The following is a 6,442-nucleotide window of genomic DNA, read 5'->3' as shown; positions in this document are numbered from 1 at the left end:
AGCGGCGGACGCCGCAGCACCAGCGCGCCGGCCAGCCCGACCGCGGCGGCCAGCAGCAGCGCCGCCCCGGCGCCGACCGCCGTCGGCACGGTCTGCGCCCGGAGCAGGGCGGTGACCGCGTACGCGAGGGCTACAGCGACCGCCGCCGCGTGCAGCAGCCAGATCAGCTCGCGCAGCCCGGGCACCGGGCGGGTCGGTCGGATGTCGGCGGACCCGGGGTGGGCGTCGACCACCTCGGCGGCTTCCTCCGGAGCGCCCTCGGGTCGGCTGTCGGTGCCGCGTTGGCCGGGTGTCGGCGGCGTGACCGGGTCCGGCAGGTCCTGCCGGACGGGCTGCCGACCGCCACCCCGGAGCGGGTCAGCCACAGGTCGAAGACGGCGACCAGGGTGAGCACCAGGGCCCAGCCGGCGGGCCCGGTGACCCGGTCGTACGCCAGCAGGGGCAGCACCGGCTGCGCGGCGAGCACGGTGGCGAACCGGGGTACGCGCAGACCCGTCCACCGGGCGTACCCGAACGCCACGGCAGCGGTGACCGCGAAGATCACCCCCGCGAAGACCGCTCCGGTGACGCCGACCCGGTCCACCGCCCAGAGCGCGTTGCCGGCCAACGGCACCAGCAGCAGGCCGACCGCAGAGATCGTCTCGGCGGTCGAGGTGAGCCCGCGCCGGGCCAGTGCCGGCGGGGCGAGCAGCATCAGCGCGGTGGCGAGGAGCAGGATGCCGAGCCGGGCCAGCGCGTCCATCGAGCTGGTCGCCACCGCGGCGAAGACCACCGCGGCCACGCCGAGCAGCAGCGCGCCCAGCCCGAGCGGGATGTTCTGCACCTCCCGCGACGACGCCTCCGGTGGATGCTCCGGGTCGTCGGCGTCCAGCCAGGACGGCCGGGGCGGGGGCGGCGGCGGATCCTCCGGTGCGGGCGGTGTGCCCTGGCGGGGCACCCGCGGCGGGGCGCCGGTGGTGGCGGTCGGCGGGCGGCGGCCGGGGCGGCGACGCAGCACCCGGCGGGGCCGCGTGGCCTGCTTGATCCGTTCCTCACCGGCGTGCGCGAGGATGTCCCGCTGGAAGAGCGCGGCCTGCATCTTGGCGGCGATCTGCCGTTGCTCCCGGGCGATGGCGGCGTCGCGCGCCTTCATCTCCGCGATCGAGCGCTCGATGTCCGCCAGGTGCTCGACCCACTGCGGCTGATCGGCGCCGCAGTGCGGACAGCGGACGGCCGGCTTGATCTCCCGACCGCACGAGGAGCACTGAAAGGTCGCCACGACACCCCTCCGCCCGCACTGTGGACTCCCACTGTCGCAGCATGCCCAAAGCTGGCGCGGATTTCGACTCTTGTCGGCGGGTCCGGGGCAAACAACGACAACGGCCGGCCGCGGAGAGCGCTCCGCGACCGGCCGTGAACGTCGGATCGGTCAGGGTCGGCCCATGCCCCGGTACTCCCAGCCGGCCTGCGTCCACAGTGTGGAGTCGAGGCAGTTGCGGCCGTCGACGACCTTGCGGCCGGCGACCAGCTCGCCCAGGGCGACCGGGTCGGCGTTGCGGAAGTCGGCCCACTCGGTGAGAACGCAGACCAGGTCGGCGTCGGCGACCGCCTCGTTGATGCCGGCCTCGTAGGTCAGCTCGGGCACGGCGCGGCGGGCGTTCTCGCTGCCCTGCGGGTCGTACACGTGCACGTCGGCGCCGGCCTTCTGGAGCAGCGCGGCGACGGCGAGCGCCGGGGCGTCGCGGACGTCGTCGGTGTTGGGCTTGAAGGTGGCGCCCAGCACGGCGATCCGGGTGCCGGAGAAGTCCGGACCGGCCGGCCCGGAGCGGCGGCCGAGCAGGTCCGCGGCGAGCTGGAGGACCCGGGTGCGGCGGCGCAGGTTGATCAGGTCGACCTCGTGCAGGAAGCGCAGCGCCTCGCCGGCGCCCAGCTCCTGCGCCCGGGCCTGGAAGGCGCGGATGTCCTTGGGCAGGCAGGCGCCGCCGAAGCCGAGGCCGGCCTGGAGGAACCGGTTGCCGATGCGCGGGTCGTACCCGATGGCCCGGGCCAGCTGGGTGACGTCGCCGCCGGAGGCCTCGCAGACCTCGGCCATCGCGTTGATGAAGGAGATCTTGGTGGCGAGGAAGGCGTTCGCGGCGACCTTGACCAGCTCGGCGGTCGCGAAGTCGGTGACCACCAGGGGCACCTCGCGGTCCTCGGTGGCGGCCAGGTCGAAGACGCCCTTGTGCGCGGCGTAGAGCATGCCGTTGGCCCACTCGCTCTTCACGCCGACCACGATCCGGTTGGGGCGCAGGACGTCGTCGACGGCGAAGCCCTCCTGGAGGAACTCGGGGCTCCACGCCACCTCGACGCCCAGGTCGTTGGGGGTGTGCTTGCCGACCAGCTGCTCCACCCACTCGGCGGTGCCCACCGGCACGGTGGACTTGCCGACGATCAGCGCCTTGCGGGTCAGGTGCTGCGCCAGGCTGGTGACCGACGCCTCGACGTACGACAGGTCGGCGCCCATCCCGCCGGCCCGCTGCGGGGTGCCGACGCAGATGAAGTGCACGTCACCGAACTCGGCGGTCTCGGCGATGTCGGTGCTGAACCGCAGGCGACCGGCGGCGAGGTTGCGCTTGAGCAGCTCGTCCAGGCCGGGCTCGTGGATCGGCACCTGCCCGGCGTTCAGCATCGCGATCTTGTCGGCGTCGACGTCGAACCCGAGCACCTCGTAGCCCAGCTCGGCGTAGCAGATGGCGTACGTCGCACCGAGGTATCCGGTCCCCAGGAACGTCACCCGCGGCCGAGGTGCGCCCGAGGGCGGCGTCACCGCGGCGATGGCGGGGGTCGGCTGGATGGTGGGGTAGGGGATCGTCACGCCTGTCTTCTCCGCTCGCACTGGCGGCGCGTCGTCGCGTCGCATTCTGCTGCGGCGCCTGGGCGGGCACCGGAGGGGTGGCTCACTGTCTGTCTTCCATCATCGCCCAGCGGCGTGGGTGCTCCGTCATGCCCATACCTACGCGCCGGTAACATCACCTGAACTGCAGTCGCTAGTCTTCAGTCTGCGCGGTCGGCGGTCAGGAGACGTCACAGACTGCGCATGATAGCGGTGAAGGGGAGGGGCCGACATGGCCGCAGGCGAGTCGTTCGACGTCTATCGGTTGCCCGAAGAGCACCAGGCGATCCGGGAGGCGGTCCGTGAGGTCTGCGCGGCCAAGGTGGCCCCGCACGCCGCCGAGGCCGACGAGACCGGCGAGTTCCCCAAGGCGTCCTACGACGCGCTGCGGGCGGCCGACTTCCACGCACCGCACATCCCCGAGGAGTACGGCGGGGCGGGCGCGGACGCGCTGGCCACCGCCATCGTGATCGAGGAGGTGGCCCGCGCCTGCGCGTCCTCCTCACTCATCCCGGCGGTGAACAAGCTCGGCACGATGCCGCTGCTGTTGTCCGGTTCGGAGGAGCTCAAGCGCCGCTACCTGACGCCGGTCGCGGCCGGCGACGCCATGTTCTCGTACTGCCTCTCCGAGCCGGAGGCGGGCAGCGACGCGGCGTCGATGACCACCCGGGCCGTACGTGACGGGGATCACTGGGTGCTCAACGGCGTGAAGCGCTGGATCACCAACGCCGGCGTGTCCGAGTTCTACACCGTCTTCGCCGTCACCGACCCGGCCGCCCGCTCCCGGGGCATCTCGGCCTTCGTCGTCGAGAAGTCCGATCCCGGGGTGAGCTTCGGCGCCCCGGAGAAGAAACTCGGCATCAAGGGCTCGCCCACCCGCGAGGTCTACCTGGACAACGTGCGGATTCCGGCGGACCGGATCATCGGCGCGGAGGGCACCGGCTTCGGCACCGCCATGAGGACCCTGGACCACACCCGGGTGACCATCGCCGCGCAGGCCGTCGGGATCGCGCAGGGCGCGCTCGACTACGCCAAGGGGTACGTGGCCGAGCGCCGGCAGTTCGGCAAGGCGGTCGCCGAGTTCCAGGGCGTCCAGTTCATGCTCGCCGACATGGGCATGAAGCTGGAGGCGGCCCGGCAGCTCACCTACGCCGCGGCCGGCAAGTCCGAGCGCGGCGACGCCGACCTGACCTACTTCGGCGCGGCGGCCAAGTGCTTCGCCTCCGACGCCGCCATGGAGATCACCACGGACGCGGTGCAGCTGCTCGGCGGCTACGGCTACACGCGGGACTACCCGGTCGAGCGGATGATGCGGGACGCCAAGATCACCCAGATCTACGAGGGCACCAACCAGGTGCAGCGCATCGTCATGGCACGTCAACTGCTCGCCGGCGCCGTCTAGCCGCCACCCGATCGCGCCCCCCGCCCCACCGCCGCGCTGGCGGTGGGGCGTTCGTCGTGCGCGTGAGTCCCCACACAGTGGGGATGTCACAGGGGTCTGCGACGTTGTCCGCACGGGAGAATCACCGAGACCGATCGACACCACCGCTCGCCCCACGACGTACGACCCTCCGCAGAGAGATCGAGATGATGAAGCAGCTGGTGGAGAAGACCGGCCCACATTCCGCCCCCGAGCAGGACGTGCTGCCCGGTGACCTGATGAGCAACCGCCAACGACTCCAACTCGTCCTCGTGCTGGGCGCGTTGATCGCGATCGGCCCGCTGACCATCGACATGTACCTGCCGGCGCTGCCCGCCATCACGGCCGGCCTGCAGACCACCGAGACCGCCGTGCAGTTGACGTTGACCGGCACGCTGCTCGGCCTCGCGCTCGGCCAGTTGCTGATCGGGCCGCTCTCCGACGTGGTCGGCCGGCGCCTGCCGCTGCTCGCCGGCCTGGCCGCGCACATCGTGGCCTCCGTGCTGTGCGTCTTCGCACCCAACATCGCCGTCCTCGGCACGCTGCGCGTACTCCAGGGTCTCGGCGTCGCGGCCGCCACCGTGGTCGCCACGGCGGTCGTCCGGGACCTGTTCAGCGGCGCATCCTTCGCGCGGATCTTCTCCCGGCTGATGCTGGTGATGGGTCTGGCGCCGATCCTCGCGCCGACGCTGGGCAGCGGCCTGCTGCGCTGGACCGAGTGGCGGGGCGTCTTCGCGGCGCTGGCGGTGCTGGGCGCCCTGCTGATCGTCGTCGCCGCGCTGCGACTGCCGGAGACGCTTCCGGTGGCGCGCCGCCGACACGGTGGGCTGGCCGCGACGCTGCGCGACTACCGGGGACTGCTCAACGACCGGGCCTTCGTCGGCCTGGTGCTGGTCGCCGGGCTGGCCATGGCGTCCCTGTTCGCGTACGTGTCCGGGTCGTCCTTCGTCCTCCAGGACCAGTACGGCCTCGACGAGCAGCAGTTCGGCCTGGCCTTCGGGGCCGGTGCCGTCGGCCTGATCGCGGCCACCCAGTTCAACGTCCGGCTGCTGCGCCGCTACACCCCGCAGCAGATCCTGGTCAGCGCCCTGATCGCCGGAACGGCGGCGGGGCTGCTGCTGGTCCTGTTCGCCGTCACCGGGCTCGGTGGGCTGGGCACCCTGCTCGCGTCACTGTGGCTCGTCCTGGCCGCCGCCGGCCTGGCCCTGCCGAACGCTCCGGCGCTGGCCATGAGCCGGCACAGCGAGGCCGCCGGGACCGCCGCGGCGCTGCTCGGGGCCGTGCAGTTCGGCATCGGCGCGTTGTCGGCGCCCCTCGCCGGCCTGTTCGGCACGGGGAGCGTACCGATGGCGGTCGTCGTCGCGGGCGGCATGGCCGCGGCGCTGGCGGTCATGGTCCTGGTCGTGCCCCGCGCCACCCTCGGCGCGGTCGACCCGGACCTGGCCGTCGCCCTGCACTAGGGGGCGGGCCGGTTCCCCGGCCCGCCCGACGATCAGCGGATCTCGGTGGTGTCCTCGGGGTGCGACTGGCCACGCGGTGGCGCGGACCACGGCGACTCGCCGCCCACCCGGCGCGGCAGCGGCTCCGTCGGCGTCGGGTCGGCCGGGTAACCGAGGGTGAGCGGAGCGGCGTCACGCTCGGCGGGCTCCGCGGGCGGCCAGTCGGTCAGGGTGAAGTTGTCGCTGCGGGGGCCGTCCGACGGCTCCGCCGCGGGCGCCTCGGCCGGCACGGTCGCGGGCTCTGGCCACCGCCGCCAGCGCTGCCCGCTGAACGTCGCCATCAGCAGCAGCATGCCGATCAGGAAGAGCGTGCCGTTCTCCACCGGCAGCCGAAGCGGCAGCGGATCGCCGAACACCTTCCAGTCCTGCGGGACCGCGTCCCGCACCTCGAAGGGTGCCACGAACATCCCGACGTACGGAATGACCAGCAGCAGCCCGGCAACCAGCGGGCCCAGCGGCGAAAAGCGCAGCGTGCCGAGCAGACCCAGCAGGACACCGCCGACACCGAGGTAGACGGCTGGCTCGATCAGGTTGGCGGTGTTGAAGGTCCCGATCTCCACCCAGCGGTCGACCGTCCGGCTCGACCCGTCCTGCCCGAGTGTGACCAGCACCCAGGTGATGGGCGCCACCACCAGCCCGGCGAGGAAGCTCCAGAGATGTCGCATCCGC

Annotated in this window: 4 protein-coding genes and 1 pseudogene; 2 read left to right on the top strand and 3 right to left on the bottom strand. The window is 72.8% G+C overall.

Going from position 1 to position 6,442, the window contains the following annotated elements; genetic code table 11:
• Both JNW91_RS09030 and JNW91_RS09025 read right to left on the bottom strand, forming a co-directional pair.
• Nucleotides 1–1,258 (bottom strand): annotated as a pseudogene (locus tag JNW91_RS09030) (SCO7613 C-terminal domain-containing membrane protein); the annotation flags it as partial.
• Nucleotides 1,259–1,408: 150 nt separating this feature from the next.
• Nucleotides 1,409–2,836 (bottom strand): UDP-glucose dehydrogenase family protein, encoded by a 1,428-nt coding sequence (locus JNW91_RS09025; RefSeq protein ID WP_203174433.1) that lies wholly within the window; start codon nucleotides 2,834–2,836, stop codon nucleotides 1,409–1,411.
• A 250-nt stretch (nucleotides 2,837–3,086) separates the two neighbouring features.
• Between JNW91_RS09025 and JNW91_RS09020 the strand changes: the two genes are divergently transcribed.
• Entirely contained in the window at nucleotides 3,087–4,256 is a 1,170-nt protein-coding gene (locus JNW91_RS09020; protein WP_203174432.1) for an acyl-CoA dehydrogenase family protein, read from the top strand.
• Nucleotides 4,257–4,441: 185 nt separating this feature from the next.
• The gene (locus JNW91_RS09015) at nucleotides 4,442–5,734 is read left to right on the top strand and encodes a Bcr/CflA family efflux MFS transporter (RefSeq protein ID WP_238424633.1); all 1,293 of its coding nucleotides are present in this window, start codon (nucleotides 4,442–4,444) and stop codon (nucleotides 5,732–5,734) included.
• A gap of 32 nt (nucleotides 5,735–5,766) precedes the next feature.
• Here JNW91_RS09015 and JNW91_RS09010 read toward each other — a convergent pair whose 3' ends face one another.
• Nucleotides 5,767–6,438, bottom strand: coding sequence for a hypothetical protein (locus tag JNW91_RS09010; RefSeq protein WP_203174431.1), 672 nt, complete (start codon nucleotides 6,436–6,438; stop codon nucleotides 5,767–5,769).
• Nucleotides 6,439–6,442 lie beyond the last annotated feature (4 nt).

Origin of the sequence: Micromonospora parastrephiae, assembly GCF_016802865.1 — a bacterium.
Classification (GTDB): domain Bacteria; phylum Actinomycetota; class Actinomycetes; order Mycobacteriales; family Micromonosporaceae; genus Micromonospora; species Micromonospora parastrephiae.
This window is presented reverse-complemented; position numbering and strand designations above follow the sequence as displayed.